The 17,301-nt window shown below is 60.1% G+C and carries 13 protein-coding genes; 5 read left to right on the top strand and 8 right to left on the bottom strand.

The annotated features are described in order from the left end of the window. Positions 1–5: 5 nt before the first annotated feature. Positions 6–140, bottom strand: coding sequence for a hypothetical protein (locus tag HBO23_RS34025; protein WP_017136475.1), 135 nt, complete (start codon positions 138–140; stop codon positions 6–8). A gap of 188 nt (positions 141–328) precedes the next feature. On the opposite strand from HBO23_RS34025, the gene HBO23_RS31055 reads away from it, so the two are divergent. Continuing rightward, positions 329–1,330, top strand: coding sequence for a pyruvate dehydrogenase (locus HBO23_RS31055; protein WP_170040757.1), 1,002 nt, complete (start codon positions 329–331; stop codon positions 1,328–1,330). A gap of 68 nt (positions 1,331–1,398) precedes the next feature. Here HBO23_RS31055 and HBO23_RS31050 read toward each other — a convergent pair whose 3' ends face one another. After that, a complete protein-coding gene (locus tag HBO23_RS31050; RefSeq protein ID WP_058420905.1) occupies positions 1,399–1,869 on the bottom strand; it encodes a MarR family transcriptional regulator in 471 nt (156 codons plus the stop codon). A 145-nt stretch (positions 1,870–2,014) separates the two neighbouring features. On the opposite strand from HBO23_RS31050, the gene aceE reads away from it, so the two are divergent. Beyond that, positions 2,015–4,675, top strand: coding sequence for a pyruvate dehydrogenase (acetyl-transferring), homodimeric type (gene aceE / locus HBO23_RS31045; RefSeq protein WP_170040756.1), 2,661 nt, complete (start codon positions 2,015–2,017; stop codon positions 4,673–4,675). A gap of 1 nt (position 4,676) precedes the next feature. On the opposite strand, the gene HBO23_RS31040 is transcribed toward aceE, so the two are convergent. Next, positions 4,677–5,555 carry a DUF2242 domain-containing protein gene (locus HBO23_RS31040; protein ID WP_170040755.1) on the bottom strand — a complete coding sequence of 293 codons (879 nt, stop codon included), beginning with the start codon at positions 5,553–5,555 and terminating at the stop codon, positions 4,677–4,679. A gap of 92 nt (positions 5,556–5,647) precedes the next feature. After that, positions 5,648–6,544, bottom strand: a complete 897-nt coding sequence (locus HBO23_RS31035) for a LysR family transcriptional regulator (RefSeq protein WP_099550022.1) — start codon at positions 6,542–6,544, stop codon at positions 5,648–5,650. Between the two features lie 117 nt (positions 6,545–6,661). On the opposite strand from HBO23_RS31035, the gene HBO23_RS31030 reads away from it, so the two are divergent. From HBO23_RS31030 to nhaA, 3 genes are all read left to right on the top strand, one after another. Next, a complete protein-coding gene (locus tag HBO23_RS31030) occupies positions 6,662–7,849 on the top strand; it encodes an MFS transporter (protein ID WP_170040754.1) in 1,188 nt (395 codons plus the stop codon). Positions 7,850–7,898: 49 nt separating this feature from the next. Then, a complete protein-coding gene (locus tag HBO23_RS31025; RefSeq protein WP_026013645.1) occupies positions 7,899–9,200 on the top strand; it encodes a chloride channel protein in 1,302 nt (433 codons plus the stop codon). A 122-nt stretch (positions 9,201–9,322) separates the two neighbouring features. Continuing rightward, on the top strand, positions 9,323–10,651 hold the full coding sequence (gene nhaA, locus HBO23_RS31020; RefSeq protein WP_017136467.1) for a Na+/H+ antiporter NhaA: 1,329 nt from the start codon (positions 9,323–9,325) through the stop codon (positions 10,649–10,651). Between the two features lie 163 nt (positions 10,652–10,814). Here the strand turns inward: nhaA and HBO23_RS31015 are convergent, their stop codons facing one another. The 4 genes from HBO23_RS31015 to clpX form a co-directional block, all read right to left on the bottom strand. Further along, positions 10,815–12,689, bottom strand: coding sequence for a SurA N-terminal domain-containing protein (locus HBO23_RS31015; protein WP_017136466.1), 1,875 nt, complete (start codon positions 12,687–12,689; stop codon positions 10,815–10,817). Positions 12,690–12,921: 232 nt separating this feature from the next. Next, entirely contained in the window at positions 12,922–13,194 is a 273-nt protein-coding gene (locus HBO23_RS31010) for an HU family DNA-binding protein (RefSeq protein WP_003174819.1), read from the bottom strand. A 148-nt stretch (positions 13,195–13,342) separates the two neighbouring features. After that, positions 13,343–15,739, bottom strand: a complete 2,397-nt coding sequence (gene lon, locus HBO23_RS31005) for an endopeptidase La (protein ID WP_017136465.1) — start codon at positions 15,737–15,739, stop codon at positions 13,343–13,345. Positions 15,740–15,938: 199 nt separating this feature from the next. Next, on the bottom strand, positions 15,939–17,222 hold the full coding sequence (clpX, locus tag HBO23_RS31000; RefSeq protein WP_169988167.1) for an ATP-dependent Clp protease ATP-binding subunit ClpX: 1,284 nt from the start codon (positions 17,220–17,222) through the stop codon (positions 15,939–15,941). Positions 17,223–17,301: the final 79 nt, after the last annotated feature.

Below are 17,301 nucleotides of genomic sequence, written 5' to 3'. Positions count from 1 at the left end.
CGGTGTTACAGCTCGGTGGCGTCATCGGCCGGATCCAGCGGATCCAGTTCAAACGCGTGGTACTCCAGCAGTTCTTCCTGGTATTCGTCCATGGCGGACTCCTTCTTGGTTAAAAGCGCTTGCAGATAAATGACCTGCAAGCCCAGCCTAAAGTGCCGTGATGACGAAAAAATGTCGGCGCCATGACGTTCCTGCACTTCAAGATAAAACGTAGCAGGGTTGGATCGATTTAGCGCCGGAATCTTGAGGTGCTATTGCAATCATTGCATTTGCAATCAATAACAGATTTCCATTAGGGTACGAGACTTCGTAGCAAGGAGCCTCGACCATGCCTGTCTCTACCGCCCAAGCCGCGCAGCGCTGTATCGATGCGCTGAGCAGTGCCGCCCCGCCGCCCGGCTCGCCGCTGTACACGGTCATGAACATGGCCAATACCCTGGAATTCAGCCGACAGGCCTGGGTGATTCGTGGCCAGTCACGCAGCCGCCGTGTGGGCAACTGGCCCAGTTGGTTTGCGCGCAATACCGGCGAAAAACCCATGCTGTACCTGCACCGTGCAGCATCGTCGGCGCAGTTATGTGGGCTGTCGCAGGCCGCCACGCAGCGCGGCATCCTCTGCAACGACGTCGAGAACCAGCCCTCTGCCTGGCCCAGGGGCGCGCAACCGTCGCTGCCGTTGTGGCTGGCGACCAACCCGCACTGCACTCCGTATGACCCGGCGTCCGGCGAAGAAGCCCGGGCGATTGTGCTGGCCGGGATTCGCGCGCTGTATGTCGACGGCAAGCCGGGGTTTTATTACCTCGCGCTGCATGATCAACAGCGCACAGCGAGGCTGGATAAGCAGGATCGTGAAAACGCGCTCAAGGGCATGTACTCGCTCCAGCGTACTCACACTGGGGAGGTGCGCTTGCTGGGTGCAGGCCGAGCGCTCGAGGACGTGACCCACGCGGCGCAATTGCTTGAACAGGATTGGGGCGTGACGGCGCAGGTATGGAGCTGCCCAAGCTACACGCGGCTGGCCCGTGAGGCAGCGGCGGCCGAGCGCTGGAATCGCCTGCACCCGATGGCTGCCCGGCAAAGCTGCCATCTGCATGAGTGCCTGGCCGGGAGCAGCGCGCCGGTGATTGCCGTGACCGGCTATCCGCAGGCGATTGTCGATCAGTTGGCGGCGTATGTGCAGGCGCGGTTTGTCGGGTTGGGTGCGGGGTCGGTGCAGGTTTCTGCGCCCAGTCGGTATTGGATTGTGGTGTGTGCGCTGCGGGCGTTGGCCGATGAAGGCCGTATTGGTGTTGAGCAGGTCGAAACGGCGATGCGTCGGTATCCACTGTGATGCATGGGCACGCGGTCAAACATGTGGGAGCTGGCTTGCCTGCTCCCACATTGGATCTTCGTCAGCTATTAGATCTTGCGTCGACTGCGGGTTTGCACGCCCGCCTCCACCGCCAACCCCGCAGTGCGCTCCAAGGTATCGGCAAACAGCTGGCGCTGCTCAGGCTCGATTTGCGACAGGAACAGCTCATCCACCGTGCTTTCGTAGATTTTCCACATCTTTTTACGCAACACCCGGCCGGCCTCAGTGATCGAGGCAAACGCTGCGCGGCCATCGCCGTCGGAGCGTGAACGCACTACCAGGCCGTCCTTTTCCAGGCGGTCTACCAGGCGTGTGAGGTTGTAGCGCTCAATCGCCAGCACATCGGCCAATTCGTGCATGCGCCGTGTGCCGTCGGGGCCGCTTTCCAGGCCCCATAACGCGTCATACCAGGCATAGGGCGGCAGGTCTGCTGCAGCCAGGCGGCGTTCGATTTCTCGGATGACCGTCCTGTGGGCCCTGACAAAACGGAACCATACATCTGGCTCTTTCGACGACATGCAACACCATCCGGGGAGTTTCAAGAAGGTTGCAATAGTAGCTCATCCCGCGCTAGATTCAGTCATGTAGTTGCAATTGCAATTACATTTGCGCAACTCCCACAAGGAGCCCGCTGCTTGAAATCCGCCTACCCTGGAGCCTCACATGACCCCCAATAACGCAGTAAGACTGGACGACGATCCACAGGAAACCCGCGAGTGGCTGGAGTCCATCGAATCGGTGCTGTCCACCGAAGGCCGCCCGCGTGCCCACTACCTGATTGATCAGTTGCTGGATTTCGACGTTGCGCGCCATGGTGACTTCTACGGGCGGGTGACCACGCCTTACGTCAACACCATCGCGGTTGACCGCCAATTGCCCTACCCCGGCAACCTGGCCATCGAGCGGCGCACCAATGCGTTTATTCGCTGGAATGCCATGGCGATGGTGCTGCGTGCGGGTAAACACTCGGGTGTTGGTGGGCATATTGCGACCTACGCGTCGGCCGCCGTCCTGTACGACGTAGGCTTCGACCACTTCTTCCGTGGCCGAACCGATACCTTCGACGGCGACCTGGTGTACATCCAGGGCCACTCCTCCCCGGGCATTTACGGCCGCGCCTACCTCGAAGGCCGCATCAGCGAAGCGCAGCTGGACAACTTCCGCCGCGAGGCCGGTGGCGAGGGCTTGTCCTCTTACCCGCACCCACGGCTGATGCCGGACTTCTGGCAGTTCCCGACAGTATCGATGGGCCTGGGCCCGATTACCGCCGCCTACCAGGCGCGCTTTATGCGCTACCTGGAGTTCCGTGACCTCAAGCAACACCAAGGCCGCAAGGTGTGGGCGTTTCTGGGCGACGGCGAAATGGACCAGCCGGAATCCCTGGCGGCCATCTCCCTGGCCGGCCGCGAGAAGCTCGACAACCTGATCTTTGTGGTCAACTGCAACCTGCAGCGCCTGGATGGCCCGGTGCGTGGCAATGCCAAGGTGATCCAGGAGTTCGAAAGCCTGTACCGCGCCGCCGGCTGGAATGTGATCAAGGTGATCTGGGGCGGCGGCTGGGATGCGCTGCTGGAAAAGGACCAGAGCGGCCTGTTGCGACAACGCATGATGGAGTGCGTGGACGGCGACTACCAGAACTACAAATCCCAGAACGGCGCCTATGTGCGTGAACATTTCTTCGGCAAATACCCGCAATTACTGGCGCTGGTTGCCGACATGTCCGACGACGATATCTGGAAACTCTCACGCGGTGGCCACGACCCGGACAAGGTCTACAATGCCTACGCCGCTGCCGTGCGCCACAAGGGCCAACCGACGGTGATCCTGGCCAAAACCGTCAAGGGCTTTGGCATGGGCGAAGCGGGCGAAGGCCAGAACATCAATCACCAGTTGAAGAAGATGGGCGCTGATGCAGTAAAAGCCTTTCGCGACCGCTTCGGCCTGGAAGTGGCCGATGACCAGCTCGACGAAATCCCTTACCTCAAGCCCGCCGCCGACAGCGAAGAAGCCCGCTACTTCGCTGCCCGTCGCCAGGCGTTGGGCGGCTATGTGCCAGCACGACACACTGCAGTCGAGGCCTTGCAGATTCCCGAACTGAGCGCCTTTGCCACCCAACTCAAAGACACCGGCGAGCGTGCCATCTCCACCACCATGGCGTTTGTGCGCATCCTCGGCACGCTGCTGAAAGACCCGCACCTGGGCAAGCTGATCGTACCCATCGTGCCGGACGAGTCGCGCACCTTCGGCATGGAGAGCCTGTTCCGCCAGATCGGCATTCATTCCGCCGTCGGCCAGCTCTACACCCCACAAGACGCCGGGCAATTGAGCTACTACAAAGAGAGCAAAGACGGACAGATCATGCAGGAAGGCCTGAATGAATCCGGGGCTATTTCTTCGTGGATTGCGGCGAGTACGTCCTACAGCAATCACGGCTTGATGACCGTGCCGTTCTACATTTTCTATTCGATGTTCGGTTTCCAGCGCGTCGGCGACCTGGCCTGGGCCGCCGGCGATGCCCGCGCTCGCGGCTTTCTGCTGGGCGCCACGGCCGGCCGCACCACGCTGATGGGCGAAGGCTTGCAGCATGACGACGGCCACAGCCACATCCTGGCGTCGGTGATCCCCTGCTGCGTCGCCTATGACCCGACCTTTGCCTACGAGCTGGCTGTGATCATTCGCGAAGGCATGCGGCGCATGTACGTCGAACAAGAGGACATTTACTACTACATCACCCTGCTCAACGAGAACTACCCGCACCCGGCCATGCCCGAAGGCGTGGAGGACGGGATTCTCAAAGGCTTGTATCCGCTGAGCACGTCCCCCCAGGCGCAGGTGCAATTGATGGGCAGCGGCTCGATCCTGCGCGAAGTAATTGGCGCAGCGCAACTGCTCGACAAGGACTTTGGCGTAGCCAGTAATGTCTGGAGCGCCACCAGCCTGACCGAATTGCGCCGCGACGGGCACGCCGTGGAGCGCTGGAACCTGTTGCATCCGCAGGACGAACCGCGTGCGAGCTACGTGGAAACCAGCCTGGCCGGACACAGCGGGCCGGTGGTGGTGGCGACGGACCATATGAAGTTATTCGCCGACCAGATCCGCCCGTTTGTACACGGCCGCCGTTTTGTGGCGCTGGGCACCGATGGCTTTGGGCAATCGGACACCCGCGAAACCCTGCGCGAGTTCTTTGAGGTGGACCGCCACTTCATCGTGCTGGCGGCGCTGAAGGCGCTGGCCGATGACGGCGTGATCGGGCGTGACAAGGTGAGCGAGGCCATCAGCCGCTACGGGATAAACGTCGACAAGACGAACCCCGTAGCCGTCTGAGTTACCGCCCAGGCGTTGGCAGCGGTGGAATCGCCTCTGTCGGCGCCGGCAGGTTCGGGTTGGTCGGCGATGGGGCTGGTTCCGCAGCCGGTGCAGGTGTTGGCGCAGTGGTCGGCGCCGGCTCGGCCTGTGGCGCAATCGGTGCCGCCTCCGGCGGCGGTGCCAGCGGTTCCGACACGGCGGGCGCTACCGGAGCGTCTTTGGGCGCGTCTATCTTATCGGCGGGCGCTACCTTATCGGCAGGCGCTACCTTATCGGCAGGCGCAGGCTTATCGGCAGGCGCAGCCGCTTTCGGCTCCGGCATGCCCAGCTCAGCCTTGGGCTTCTCTGGAATATGCTCGGCCGCCTTCACGTCCTGGGGCAGGAACACATCCACCAGCGAGAAGTAGCGATCGTAAAACTTCGGTGCCGTCACTGTCTCGCTGGCCACCTTGACCATCGAATCATCGGTTGAGCCGATCGGCATCGACACCGAGCCCAACACACCCACGCCGAGGCTGGCGGAGTTGTTGACCTTCTTCAGCGCGTAGCGGTCCTGCAAGGCATTGGCAAACATGGTCGAATGCTTGGCGCCTTTGCCATCATCGGCACATACCACGTTGAAGCTGATTTGCAGATGGGTTTCGCCGGTTTGCTGGAAACTCTTGTTACCCACCACCAGCTTGGGGTCGCTGCTGGTGATGATGTAACCCTGGCTCAACAGCGCACGTCGCGCCGCTTCACAGGCCGCCACATCGCTGACCGGGTAATCACGGGAGAACGTACCGGAGTCGTCGAAATTCTCATGTTCATAAATAGCGGTCTTGGGTGACGAGCAGCCCGCAGCGCCCGCCAGCACGAGCGCCAACCCGAGGCTACGCAAGTGAAATGATGTCGACATCGAAAATCCTGAGGAAAACAGTCAGGGCGCTATTGTGCAACAGAACGCAGGGTTGGCGCGCACATTCCTGTCGGTAAAACGTCACAGCGTTATTACACCGCCTGCGCAGGGAAAAGCCCGGCAGACATATGGTCGATAAACACCCGCAGCTTGGCCGAGGCAAAGCGACTCGAGGGCCACAGCATCCAGAAACTGCCACGGTGGACCAGGTGCTCATCCAGCACCCGTTGCAGACGCCCCTGGCGCACCGCCTCCTTGACCATGAAGTCCGGCAGGCAGGCGATGCCCAAACCTTCGTGCACCACATAGTTGAGGGACTCGATGGTGGTGCTGATCAGCGGCGCACGTAACACCGGCTCCGCCACGCCGGGCACATGGCGCAGTGGCCAGGGTTCCAGCTTGCCGGTGGCGCAGAATTTGTGGCGCAGGCAGGCATGGTCGCTCAAGTCCTGCGGGTGTTGCGGGGTGCCGTATTGCGCCAGGTAGCCTGGCGAGGCCACCAACACCAGTTGGTAATGCCCCAGATGACGTGCCATCAGCCGCGAATCTTCCGGCTTGCCGGTACGAATCACCGCATCAAAACCTTCCTCGATCACGTCCACCATGCGGTCAGAAAAATCCACATCCAGCTCGATGTCCGGGTAGGCGCGCATAAAATCGCTGAGCACCGGCATCAACAGCCCACGCACCTGCGGCAAGCTGATGCGCAGCGTGCCTCGGGGCGTGGCGCCGGCCTCAGTCAGCTCCTGCTCGGCCGCCTCCACCTCGGCCAGAATCCGCCGCGAGCGCTCGAGGAACAACGCGCCTTCGCCGGTCAGGGTGACGCTGCGTGTGCTGCGATGAAACAGCCGCACGCCCAGGCGTTCTTCCATGCGCGCGATGCTTTTGCCCACCGCCGAAGATGACACCCCCAAAACGCGGCCAGCTGCGGTGAAGCTGCGGGTTTCCGCAACCTGCACGAACACCGAAAGGCCGCTCAGACTGTCCATTGCCCTACCCTTTTTTATTGCGGACGTTGACGTCCGATAAGTTCGGAACCTTAGCCTGTTTTTCCGCAACCCGCAGCCCCCTACTCTGCCTCCTGACCTTTTGCATGGAGACGCAACATGAGCGACTGCCCTTCGATTACCGGCCCGGCCGCCACGGCCGTAAAGGACGCACTGCCTCTCGCCGGCTTACTGGCGTTGGCGTGCGCAGGGTTTATCACGATTCTCACCGAGGCCATGCCGGCCGGGCTGCTGCCTCAGATGGGCGAAGGGCTGCAGGTTTCACAGGCGTTAGTCGGCCAACTGGTGACCCTGTATGCCCTTGGCTCGTTACTCGCGGCCATCCCCCTCACCCTACTGACCCGAGGCTGGCGGCGGCGCCCTTTGCTGCTGATTGCCATCGGCGGCTTTGCCTTGGTCAACAGCGTGACGGCACTGTCCACCCATTACGGGCTGACCCTGGCCGCGCGCTTTTTTGCCGGGGTGTTCGCCGGGTTGCTCTGGGCACTGCTGGCCGGGTACGCCAGCCGAATGGTGGCCCCGCACCTGCAAGGCCGGGCGATTGCGGTCGCCATGCTCGGCGCACCGCTGGCCTTGTCACTGGGTGTACCTGCCGGCACGTTCCTCGGCGCTGCGGTGGGCTGGCGCCTGAGCTTTGCAATCATGACCGGGCTGACGCTGTTGCTGTTGGTGTGGGCGCGCTGGCAACTGCCGGACTTCGCCGGCCAGCCGGAACAAAAGCGCCTGGGCTTGCGCCAGGTACTGAGCCTGCCAGGTATTCGTCCAGTGTTGTGGGTGACCTTTACCTACGTGCTGGCGCACAACATTCTCTACACCTACATCGCGCCGTTACTGGTGCCTGCCGGAATAGCCGCCGACATCGACCGGATACTGCTGGTATTCGGCTTGGCGGCCCTGTTGAGCATCTGGCTGACGGGCATGCTGATTGATCAACACTTGCGGCGCCTGCTGATCATCAGTTGCGTGATGTTCGCCGTATCGGCCCTGGCACTGGGCGTGTGGATGACCTCCACCCGTGCGGTGTATGCCAGCGTGGCGCTGTGGGGCCTGGCCTTTGGTGGCTTGCCGGCGCTGTTGCAAACGGCACTGGCCAAGTCTGCCGGCGACTCGGCTGACGCAGCGCAGTCAATGCTGGTGACGGTGTGGAACCTGGGAATTGCCGGCGGCGGGCTAGCAGGCGGTATGTTGCTACAAACATCGGGGGTGGCGTTGTTCCCGTGGGCGGTTGCCGGGTTGGTGCTTTTGGCATTGGCCGCGACACGGCGCATCGCGAGGACAAGCGCTTGATATACGGTTAATCTTGAAACACCCTGAAACTTATTCGGAATTCACCTGGGTGATCAAACCGTTCATTTCACTGCGCCGCCGCTTTACCTCACTGCGTTGGCGCACCCGGATCACCCTGTGGGCCGGCGCCACCATCGCCGGGCTGATGGTGGTGATGTTTGCGCGCCTGGCTGACGTGGCGCTCACTCAGTTCGCCGAGCAATCCAGCGCCCATCCGTGGCTGCCCTTCCTCTACACACCGCTGGTGGGCATGCTGGTGGTGTGGCTGACCACACGTTTTTTTGCCGGAGCCCAAGGCAGTGGCATTCCCCAGGTCATCGCCGCTACTCGCCTGGCCAACAAAGGACAGGACGTCAGCAAGCTGGTGTCCTTGCGCATCGCATTGGCCAAGATAGGCCTCGGAACACTGGCGTTGACCGGCGGTTTCTCTGCCGGGCGCGAAGGGCCGTCCGTGCAAGTGGCGGCATCGATCATGCATTTCTTCCATCGCTACCTGCCCAATGCACGCATCATCCGCAGCGAAGACTTGATCCTGGCCGGCGGCGCCGCCGGTATTGCCGCCGCGTTCAATACGCCGCTGGCCGGCGTCGCCTTCGCAGTAGAAGAGTTGGGGCGCAAGCTAGAAACCCGCACCAGCGGGGTATTGCTCAGCACCATTATTTTGTCGGGGATGGTCGCCATCGCCCTGCAGGGCAATTACAACTATTTTGGCCACCTGGACGTTGAAGGGATCAAGCTCGACATCATTGTTCCGGTATTGGCGGCAGGCATCGGCTGTGGCGTGCTCGGCGGGCTGTTCAGTCGCATGCTGCTGTGGCCCCAGCGCTACCACAGGTTTGTGGTCTGGGAATGGCGGCGCGCCCACCCGGTTTGGTTCGCCGGGGCGTGTGGGCTGGTGGTCGCAATCCTGGGCTGGCTCAGCGGCGGGATGTCCTTCGGCAGCGGCTACGGGATTACTTCGCAGATCATTGCCGCCGATGTCGGCCTGCCGTGGCATGCGCCTGTCACGCGTTTTCTGGCGACGGTCGTGACGTATTTTTCCGGAATTCCGGGCGGCATTTTTGCCCCGTCGCTGGCCGTCGGCGCGGCCGTGGGCGCCAACGCAGCCGAGTTTTTCGCGCTGGCAGCGCAACCGATCATTGCGCTGTGCATGGTGGGCTTCCTGGCTGCCGTGACGCAATCGCCGATCACCTCGGCGATCATCGTAATGGAGATGATCGACAGCCACGGGATGGTGATCAGCCTGATGGCGGTGGCGCTGATTGCCAAAGCCGTCAGTTCGCGGATGGGGCCGGAGTTGTACCAGCAATTGGCGCGCGGGTTTCTGCACCCACCGACAAAAAGCCCTTAACCCTGACAACATTGTTTACAACTTATTCATCAACTTCCTATCATCACCCTGGGTGCGTGACTGCATAGGGCACAACGCAGGTTAAAGCAAAGCATTGGTCGGGCCGCCAATGGAGACTTGTCGTGCCCAAAAAACACCCTGCCATCCCTCGCCCCCAGGCATTGACCGAGGGCGCACTGTCGGCCCTTGAGCGATTTTCACGCATCGAAGCCGTCAGCGGCATCGTCCTGTTGCTGGCGGCCATTGCAGCGTTGATCTGGGCCAACAGCCCGGCCGCCGCGTCCTACGAACACTTCTGGAACACCCCGATTACCCTCGGGCTGGGCGATTTCAGTGTGTCGCGCTCCCTGCACTTTCTGGTCAATGACGGCCTGATGACCATTTTCTTCCTGGTGGTAGGTGCGGAGATACGTCAGGAAATAAAGGACGGCGCACTCGCCAACCTGAAACTCGCGACCCTGCCGCTGGGCGCCGCACTGGGTGGCGTAGTGATGCCGGCCATTATCTACACCGCGCTCAACCATGGCACCGCCGCCGCGAGTGGCTGGGCCGTGCCCACCGCCACCGACATTGCCTTTGCCGTCGGCGTGCTGGCGCTGTTGGGCAAATCCATCCCCAGCGGTGTACGCGTCCTGCTGCTGGCACTGGCCATCATCGACGACATCGTGGCGATCCTGATCATTGCGGTGTTTTTCACTGCAAGCCTCGACTACATGGGTCTGGTGGTTGCCGCAGGTGGGCTAGCCTTGGTGTTGGTGTTCCAACGAATGGGCATCAGCAAGGCGGCGATCTATCTGCTGCCGGGGGCGATTGTCTGGTTCGGCCTGCTCAAGACCGGCGTGCACCCGACCCTCGCCGGGGTGATCCTGGGCCTGATGACGCCGGTCAGTTCCAAACCGACCACCGAACGCCCACTGGACACCATCGGCCGCACCTTCAACGAGCTGATGGATCGCCTCTCGCGACCGGCCGAAGACGCGCACCAGGTCGCCAAGCCGCTCAAGCAACTGCGCGAAGCCCAGCGCGAACTGATGCCGCCGGTGCAGCGCGTGCAGTCGGCGTTGCATCCGTGGGTCGCATTCGGTGTGATGCCGTTGTTCGCCCTGGCCAATGCCGGTGTCAGTTTGCAAGGCTTGAACCTTGAGCATCCGCTGCCCCATGGCGTGTTCATGGGCGTGATCTTCGCCCTGGTGATCGGCAAGCCGTTGGGCGTGATGCTGGCGAGCATCACGCTGGTCAAACTCAATATCTGCAAGCTGCCTGACGGTGTCACCTGGAGCGGTGTCGGCCTGGTCGGCCTGCTGGCGGGGATTGGTTTTACCATGTCGATCTTTATCTCGTCCCTGGCCTTCTCCGACCCGGAACTGTTGGCTGCGGCCAAACTGAGTGTGTTGACGGCCTCGACCGTGGCGGCGGTGATTGGGTTGAGCTGGGGCAAACTGAAGTTCTGAGCCCGTCTGCGCGTCCCGCTTTCTGCATTTGCGTACGGGTGACGCAGAGCGTCACGGGATGCATTACCACGCAGAGCGTGGGAACGATCAGTTCTGAGCCGATCATTGCGCAAAAAAAAGCCCCCGGTCCTTTCAGACCGGGGGCTTTCTATTCAAACCAACATCAGAATTTCTTGATGTCAGCCTTGGTTTCCAACTGCTTGCGGTAGGCAGCAAAGTCCTGTTGGCCAATACGCGAGGCGAGGAAGCGGCGGTATTGCGCCTTTTCTTCGTCGGTAGGGGCTGCAGCTTCGTTGACGCCGTTCAAGCGCACGATCACCAGGCTACCGTCAGCCAGGGTCACGGTGGTGAAGGTCGGCTTGTCTTTGGCCGCAGGCTTAGGCATGCGGAACAGGGCTTGCAGCACGGCCGGCTCGATCGCTTCAGCGTTACGGGTCGCCGCTTCAGTCACCTTCCAGGCCTGGCCGTCGATCGGCTGGTTCAACGGGGTCTTGCCGTCACGCAGGCTGGCGATCAACTCGTCGGCATGGGTTTTGGCAGCCGCGATGGCGCGCTCTTTGGTCATCTGGGTGCGGATCGCAGCCGACACGCTTTCCAGCGGCAGTTGCGCAGGCTTCAGATGCTCCTTGGCACGCAGCACGATGATGGTTTCCGGGTCCAGCTCGATAGCGCTGCTGTTGGCACCTTCATCCAGCACTTCCGGGCTGAACGCTGCGGTAACCACGGCACGGTTGGCCGCAACACCTTCGCCACCTTCACGGCCAAACGGCGCGGACGTGTGCACGGTCAGCTTCAGGTCGGACGCCGGCTGAGCCAGGTCGGAGGCTTCGAATGCCGCGTCTTCCAATTGCTTGGTCGCTTCGACATAACGCTGCTCGACCTGCTGGGTCTTGAGCTCGCGGGTCAGCTTGTCTTTCAGGCTGGCAAACGATGGCACTTCAGGTGCTTCAACGCCCAACAGCTTGATCAAGTGCCAACCGAAAGTGGTGCGCACCGGCGCCGACACCTGGTCCTTGTTCAAGGCATACAGGGCGGTTTCGAAGTCCGGGTCGTAGACGCCAGGGCCGGCAAAGCCCAAGTCACCGCCATTGTTGGCCGAACCTGGATCCTGGGAGAACTCCTTGGCCAGGGCGTCGAACTTCTCACCCTTGGCCAGGCGTGCCTGGATGTCTTCGATCTTGGCCTTGGCTTGCGCGTCGGTGGTCTTGTCGTTGACTTCGATCAGAATGTGCGCGGCACGACGCTGTTCAGCGAGGTTGGCGGTTTCTTTCTGATAGGCAGCCTGCAGCTCTTCGTCCTTGACGGTGACCTGGTCGAAGAAGGAAGACTTCTTCAGTTCCAGGTAATCGATGACCACTTGGTCCGGGGTCATGAACTCTTTGGCGTGCTTGTCGTAGTAAGCCTTGACCTCATCGTCGGTGAGCTTCACCGCCGCAGGGTCAGTCTTGATGTTGACGGTGGCAAAATCGCGGGTCTGTTTTTCCAGACGGGCGAAAGCCAGCACTTCGGCGTCGGTGACGAAACCGCTGCCGGCGATGCCTGCGCGAACCTGGCCGATCAGCATTTCCTGGGTCAGCATCTGACGGAATTGCATACGGGTGTAGCCCAGCTGACGGATCACCTGGTCAAAGCGTTCGGCACTGAACTTGCCGTCCACCTGGAATTCCGGCGTCTGCAGGATCACTTGGTCCAGCGCAGCTTCAGAGAAGCCGAACTTGGAATCAGCGGCGCCTTGCAGCAACAGCTTGCGATCGATCAGGCCCTTCAGAGCCGCTTCGCGCAGGAGTTTTTCGTCCAGCAGCGAAGCATCGAAATCCTTGCCCAGCTGTTGCATCAGCTGGCGACGTTGCATGTCAACGGCCTGGCCCAGTTCGGTCTGGGTGATTTCTTCACCGTTGACCTTGGCTACGTCCTGCTTGTTGTTACCCGAAGCCTGGAAAATGGCCTCGATACCGGTGAACGCCATCAATGCGACGATGATCCCGATAATGGTCTTGGCAATCCAGCCTTGTGAATTGTCCCTGATATTTTGCAGCATGCGTCCCCCAGAAACGGTTGATCTTCAAAAATTAGGCAACCGTGGAGCGTGGGTAGAGTCCGGATAGAAGAAAGGCGCATCCGAGGATGCGCCTTCTCGTAACTGGCGGAGCGGACGGGGTTTTGAACCAACACCCCAGGCCCTGGCGACCCGATGGATACGTGGGTCAGCTGCCGCTCCGCTGCCAGGCCAGACCTGCGTCTGACCCGGGTAGGCAAGGCTTGAACGAAGCTTAGTTAACCGCTTCTTTCAGGGCTTTACCGGCTTTGAAACCTGGTTTTTTGGCAGCAGCGATTTGCAGTGCTTTGCCAGTCTGTGGGTTACGGCCAGTGCGAGCTGGGCGGTCAGTCACAGAGAAAGTACCGAAGCCTACCAGTACCACGGAGTCGCCGGCCTTCAGAGCGCCAGTGACGGATTCGATTACTGCGTCCAGCGCACGGCCAGCAGCGGCTTTCGGGATATCAGCGGATGCGGCGATAGCATCAATCAGTTCCGACTTGTTCACTCTAAGTCCCCTTATATATCTATTGAGTATGATTCTAAGTTTTTTGGTGAAAGCAAAAACCAGTGCTGAATGGCCTACAGACACTTAAGAGCCGCTTTATAACAAGGGCTCTAAAAAGCTGTCAAGGAAGCCCCCAGGCTCATTCGCATTAATGCGTGCTAATTCTTTCCTTGGAATCGGACTCGCGTTTTTCGTCCTTCGCGACAATCTCCGGAGCCACATCCGGCAAGGGCTCCGGCGCGTATTGCAACGCAATTTGCAGGACCTCGTCAATCCATTTAACCGGTTTAATCTGAAGATCCTGCTTGATATTGTCAGGAATTTCCTTCAAGTCGCGAACATTCTCTTCCGGAATGATCACGGTCTTGATACCGCCTCGGTGTGCAGCGAGCAATTTCTCTTTCAGACCACCGATGGCCAATACCTGACCCCGCAGGGTAATTTCCCCGGTCATCGCCACATCGGCACGCACAGGAATGCCAGTCAGTGCCGACACCAATGCCGTGCACATGCCTACACCGGCGCTAGGGCCGTCTTTGGGGGTCGCCCCTTCCGGCATGTGGATGTGGGTGTCGTGCTTCTCGTGGAAGTCCAGGGGGATCCCCAGGCTCTTGGCGCGGCTGCGCACCACGGTCTGCGCGGCGGTGATCGATTCGACCATCACATCACCCAGCGAGCCCGTCTTGATAAGCTGGCCTTTGCCCGGGATCACCGCCGCTTCGATGGTCAGCAGTTCGCCGCCCACCTGGGTCCACGCCAGGCCCGTCACCTGCCCTACCTGATCCTGCTGCTCAGCCAGGCCGTAACGGAATTTCTTCACGCCCAGGAAGTGCTCCAGGGAATCGGCAACCACCTTCACCGAGAAGCGTTTTTCCAGCGAGTGCTCCTTGACCGCTTTGCGGCAGATCTTCGCAATCTGACGCTCAAGGCCACGCACACCGGCTTCGCGGGTGTAGTAACGCACGATGTCGCGGATCGCTTCGACGTCAAATTCGATCTCGCCCTTTTTCAGGCCATTGGCCGAAATCTGCTTGGGCGCGAGGTATTTGACGGCGATGTTGATCTTCTCGTCTTCGGTGTAACCCGGCAGACGAATCACCTCCATCCGGTCCAGCAGGGCTGGCGGGATGTTCATGGAGTTGGAGGTGCACAGGAACATTACGTCGGACAAGTCGTAGTCGACTTCCAGGTAATGGTCGTTGAAATTGTGGTTCTGCTCGGGGTCGAGCACTTCGAGCAACGCCGAGGCCGGATCGCCACGCATGTCGCTGCCCATTTTGTCGATTTCATCGAGCAGGAACAGCGGGTTGCGCACACCCACCTTCGTCATCTTTTGAATCAATCTTCCTGGCATCGAACCGATGTACGTACGGCGATGGCCACGAATTTCCGCTTCATCACGCACACCGCCAAGGGCCATGCGCACAAATTTACGGTTGGTGGCACTGGCAATCGACTCGGCCAGGGAAGTTTTACCTACACCCGGAGGGCCGACCAGGCACAACACCGGGCCACGAATTTTCTTCACGCGCTTTTGCACGGCGAGGTATTCGAGGATGCGTTCTTTGACTTCTTCGAGGCCGTAGTGGTCGGCGTCAAGGATCTCTTCGGCACGGGCCAGGTCCAGGCGCACTTTGGTCTGAGCTTTCCACGGCACCTGCACCAGCCAGTCGATGTAGGAACGCACCACGGTGGCTTCGGCCGACATTGGCGACATTTGCTTGAGCTTGTTCAGCTCAGCCATGGCCTTGGTCAGGGCGTCTTTAGGCAGGCCGGCGGCGTCGATGCGCTTTTTCAGCTCTTCGACTTCGTTGTGGCCTTCTTCGCTGTCGCCGAGTTCTTTCTGAATGGCCTTCATCTGCTCATTCAGGTAGTACTCGCGCTGGCTGCGCTCCATTTGTTTCTTCACGCGACCACGGATGCGCTTCTCAACCTGCAGCAGGTCGATTTCACCATCCAGCAGCGCCAGCACGTGTTCAACACGGGCCGGCAGGTCGATGATTTCGAGGATGTCCTGCTTCTGCTCGATCTTGAGCGCCATGTGCGCGGCCATGGTGTCGACCAGGCGGCTTGGCTCATCGATGCTGTTGAGGGACGACAGCACTTCAGCCGGGACTTTCTTGCCCAGTTGCACATACTGCTCGAACTGCGAGAGCAGGCTGCGCACAAACACTTCGGATTCGCGCTCAGGGGCTTCGACTTCGTCGATCAGCGCCACTTCGGCGCGCAGGTGACCGTCCACCTCCATGAAGCGCTCGACCGCACCACGCTGCTCGCCTTCGACCAGCACCTTGACGGTGCCATCGGGCAACTTGAGCAATTGCAGAACAGTCGCAACGGTACCGACCCGATACAGGGCATCTTCGCCTGGATCATCATCAGCAGGATTCTTCTGGGCCAACAGCAGGATCTGCTTGTCGCCCGTCATCGCAGCCTCGAGGGCTTCGATAGACTTCTCGCGCCCCACGAACAGCGGGATAACCATGTGCGGATAGACGACGACATCACGCAACGGCAGGAGAGGCAATTCAATGGTTGTCTTCATGATTTCGCCTCTATGACAGTTGAAAAATTAGCTTGAAACCAAGATGGGGGCTGTACGCAAAAAAAACAAGCTCAATGCCAGCAGTTAAACGCATGAATAAACGCGAATTTAACCGCAAAACACAAACCGCCCCGAAAAACCGCCACATAAAAAGAAAGGGCCTCGAAAGGCCCTTGCTTGTACTGCGACGGCTTGACGCTTACGCGTCAGGTGCAACCTTGGCAGCCGGCTCACTGTTTTCGTAGATATACAGTGGCTTGGATTTGCCTTCGATAACGCTTTCGTCGATCACCACCTTGCTCACCTCGGATTGCGAGGGGATTTCGTACATGGTGTCGAGCAACACGCCTTCGAGGATCGAACGCAGGCCACGTGCACCGGTCTTGCGCTCCAGTGCCCGCTTGGCCACTGATTTGAGCGCGTCGGTACGGAACTCGAGGTCTACACCTTCCATCTCGAACAGCTTGGCGTATTGCTTGGTCAGGGCGTTTTTCGGCTCGGTGAGGATCTGAATCAGAGCAGCCTCATCCAGCTCGTCCAACGTGGCCAGGACCGGCAGACGGCCAACGAATTCCGGGATCAGACCGAACTTGACCAGATCGTCAGGCTCGACTTCACGCAGGGACTCGCCCACCTTCTTGCCTTCTTCCTTGCTGCGCACTTCTGCACCGAAGCCGATGCCGCCACGGGTGGAACGTTGCTGAATAACCTTTTCCAGCCCCGAGAAAGCACCGCCACAGATGAACAGGATGTTGCGCGTATCAACCTGAAGGAATTCCTGCTGCGGGTGCTTGCGGCCGCCTTGTGGCGGTACGGAAGCAACCGTGCCTTCGATCAGTTTCAACAGGGCTTGCTGCACGCCTTCACCGGAAACGTCCCGAGTGATCGACGGGTTGTCGGACTTGCGCGAAATCTTGTCGATTTCGTCGATGTAGACAATACCCATCTGGGCCTTCTCTACGTCGTAGTCGCACTTTTGCAGCAGCTTCTGAATGATGTTCTCGACATCTTCACCCACGTAGCCAGCCTCGGTGAGGGTGGTGGCGTCGGCGATGGTGAATGGAACGTTCAGCAGACGAGCGAGGGTTTCTGCAAGCAGGGTTTTACCCGAGCCTGTAGGACCGATCAGCAAGATGTTGCTCTTGCCGAGTTCGACTTCGTCGCCTTTCTTGTCACGCTGGTTCAAGCGCTTGTAGTGGTTGTACACCGCTACCGCCAAAACCTTTTTTGCACGCTCTTGACCAATCACATACTGATCAAGGATGCCGCTGATTTCTTTAGGCGAAGGCAATTTATGCGCGCTGCTCTCGGCCTGGGCTTCCTGCACCTCCTCGCGGATGATGTCATTGCACAGGTCGACGCACTCGTCGCAGATAAACACCGAGGGGCCGGCAATCAATTTGCGTACTTCATGCTGGCTTTTGCCGCAGAAGGAGCAATAGAGCAGCTTGCCGTTGTCCTCGCCGTTGCGGGTGTCAGTCATTCGTTCGATCCAAATCCGATAGGCTTGCAACACAAGATGAAGGCTTATGCGGGCTTTTTCAAGCCCGCCGGTGGTCGGA

The organism is Pseudomonas sp. WS 5532 (assembly GCF_012985445.1).
GTDB lineage: Bacteria > Pseudomonadota > Gammaproteobacteria > Pseudomonadales > Pseudomonadaceae > Aquipseudomonas > Aquipseudomonas edaphica.
Note: the sequence above shows the minus strand (reverse complement) of the source record. Positions and strands in the feature narration are given on the sequence as shown.

Coding starts and splice junctions, on each gene's coding strand:
- HBO23_RS31040 (WP_170040755.1), bottom strand. CDS start 5,555: ATGTCGACATCATTTCACTTGCGTAGCCTCGGGTTGGCGCTCGTGCTG.
- HBO23_RS31015 (WP_017136466.1), bottom strand. CDS start 12,689: ATGCTGCAAAATATCAGGGACAATTCACAAGGCTGGATTGCCAAGACC.
- HBO23_RS31035 (WP_099550022.1), bottom strand. CDS start 6,544: ATGGACAGTCTGAGCGGCCTTTCGGTGTTCGTGCAGGTTGCGGAAACC.
- HBO23_RS31050 (WP_058420905.1), bottom strand. CDS start 1,869: ATGTCGTCGAAAGAGCCAGATGTATGGTTCCGTTTTGTCAGGGCCCAC.
- aceE (WP_170040756.1), top strand. CDS start 2,015: ATGACCCCCAATAACGCAGTAAGACTGGACGACGATCCACAGGAAACC.
- HBO23_RS31030 (WP_170040754.1), top strand. CDS start 6,662: ATGAGCGACTGCCCTTCGATTACCGGCCCGGCCGCCACGGCCGTAAAG.
- HBO23_RS31055 (WP_170040757.1), top strand. CDS start 329: ATGCCTGTCTCTACCGCCCAAGCCGCGCAGCGCTGTATCGATGCGCTG.
- clpX (WP_169988167.1), bottom strand. CDS start 17,222: ATGACTGACACCCGCAACGGCGAGGACAACGGCAAGCTGCTCTATTGC.
- lon (WP_017136465.1), bottom strand. CDS start 15,739: ATGAAGACAACCATTGAATTGCCTCTCCTGCCGTTGCGTGATGTCGTC.